The sequence below is a fragment of the Methylobacterium sp. J-072 genome (genome assembly GCF_022829425.1).
GTDB lineage: Bacteria > Pseudomonadota > Alphaproteobacteria > Rhizobiales > Beijerinckiaceae > Methylobacterium.
Map to the genome: position 1 here is coordinate 1 of NZ_JAKSYK010000137.1, position 2,162 is coordinate 2,162.

2 protein-coding genes are annotated in these 2,162 nt (G+C 68.1%); one reads left to right on the forward strand and one right to left on the reverse strand.

Annotated elements, in window-relative coordinates:
- Window positions 1-189: 189 nt before the first annotated feature.
- Complete coding sequence (locus MKK67_RS15650) at window positions 190-912, reverse strand: SDR family oxidoreductase (protein ID WP_243966010.1); 723 nt, start codon at window positions 910-912, stop codon at window positions 190-192.
- A 106-nt stretch (window positions 913-1,018) separates the two neighbouring features.
- Here MKK67_RS15650 and MKK67_RS15655 point away from each other — a divergent pair, with 106 nt between their 5' ends.
- Complete coding sequence (locus MKK67_RS15655) at window positions 1,019-2,002, forward strand: LysR family transcriptional regulator (protein ID WP_243966011.1); 984 nt, start codon at window positions 1,019-1,021, stop codon at window positions 2,000-2,002.
- The last annotated feature ends 160 nt before the right edge of the window (window positions 2,003-2,162 follow it).

Sequence of the window (2,162 nt, forward strand, 5' to 3'; positions counted from 1 at the left end):
CGACCCAACCCAGACGCCTGGGCCGCCGTCATCCCTTCTCCGAAGCGGACGTTCGTCAGCCGTCCGGCAACTTCGGCTCGGGGCGGCTTCCAGACCTTCAGCCAAAACCGCTGGAATGATCGCTCGTCCCCGACCGCTGCCGTGGGTGCAGAACGGTCGGGCATCGAACTTCTCATCTGCGAGATGATATCAGACGAGGCGGGCGCCCCCATCGATGTGCAGGGTCTCGCCGTTCATGAAGCCATTGCTCATAAGGAAGACGACCGCCGCGCCCGCCTCCTCGGCCGTGCCGAGGCGTCGCTGCGGCAGCTTCTCGGTCAACGCGGTCACGTAAGCGTCGCGGTGGGCGCCGAGCGTACGGGCCAGGAGCGGGGTGTCGGTGGTGCCCGGCGATAGGGTATTCACCCGTATCGGTGCCAGTTCGAGCGCGAGGCCGCGCGCGAACGCCTCCATCGCGGCTGAAGCGGCCGCCAGCACGGCGGTGCCCTGGGCGCTGGGGCGGTCTGCCAGGGCGCCGGAGATGAAGGTCACGGAGCCGTTCTGCGCAAGTCGGCCGCCCAGGGTACGCAGCGTGTGGAGCGCCGCCCAGATCCGCTCGTCGAAGGCCCGCTTGAGGTAGTCGACCTCGGCCTCCAGGATCTTTCCGGCCACGAACGTGCCGGCCAGCAGTACGAGGTGGTCCACCTGCGGGATGTCGGCGAGCGCCGCAGCGATGGTCTGTGGCCGGGTCACGTCCGCGGCGCGCCAGCCGCTGAAGCCGTTCTCCGCCGCCACGCGCTCGGCACCCTCGGCGTTGAAGCCGACCACGATGACCTTGGCGCCCGCGGTCTTGGCCTGCTGAGCGGCCGCAAGGCCGATGCCCGAGGTACCGCCGAAGATGACGACGGTGCGGTCCTGGAGAGTGCTGGTCATGACGATGATCCTTCCCGGCGCCGCGGCTGCAGCGCCTATAGGAAAAAGAATGGATCATCGCTTCGAGCTTGATAATCGGGCTCGTCTTCGTTTCAATCTTGCCGTCATGGAACAGATCGGTCTCGACCGCCTCACCGGCATCATCGCCTTCGCGCGCTCGGCCTCGCTCGGCAGCTACACTGCCGCCGCACGCTCCCTCGGCATCTCGCCCTCGGCGGTGAGCAAGAGCGTGCAGCGGCTCGAGGAACGGCTGGGCCTGAGCCTATTCACCCGCACCACGCGCTCGCTGACCCTGACGCCGGAAGGCCGCGACCTGCACGAGCGGGCGCTTCGTCTCCTGCGCGAGGCCGAGGAAATCGAGCAGGCCGCCGTGGCAGCGCGCTCCGAGCCGGCCGGCACCCTGAAGGTGACGGCGCCATTCCCCATCGGGGTACATCTACTGGCCCCGGCGCTGCCGCGCTTCCGCGAGCGCCACCCAAGGCTATCCATAGACCTGCGCCTGGGCGACCGCTTCGTGGACCTGATCGAGGAGGGCATCGATGTCGCGATCCGGGTAGGCGAGCTCGCGGACACGCGCCTAATCTCCCGGCGCCTTGCGCCGCACCGGCTCGGCGCCTTCGCCTCGCCGAGCTATCTGCAGCGGCGCGGCACGCCGGTGCATCCGGATGAACTGGTCCGCCACGACTGCGTGAACTTTCGCTTCCAGAGCACGGGCCAAGCTCTGCGCTGGCCGTTCCAGATCGGCGGCCGCACGGTCGAGATCTTGCCGAACGCCAGCATTGTCACGGACTTCAGCGACGCCGTGGCGGCCGTCCTGGTGGCCGGCGGCGGCATCGGCGTCTCGCCAACTTACATCGCAGCTCCGTATGTCGAGCAGGGCGTGCTGGTGCCGGTCCTGCAGGAATTCGTTGTCGAGCGTTCCGTCATCACGGCGCTATGGCCGGAGAGCCGGCGCGGCAACCCGAACGTGAAAGCCTTCCTGGCTTTCCTCGGGGAGGTGTTTCCGTCCCCGACACCTTGGGACAGGGTGCTCTCCGCACGGGTCGGAGACAAGCAGGATGCCAGCCCGGTGGGCGCGAAGCCCGCTTGAACGTGCTGGCGTGATGGCCGCTTGAGCGGCGTCCGCCTCTGTTACGAAGCGGACCTTCAAAAGTTCGGGCTCAAGGTCCGAAAGGGGTCGGGAGCGGGCTCGGCGGCGATGTCCGCTTTCATACATCGCCGTCCCGAAGCGGACCGGCAGAAATCCACCC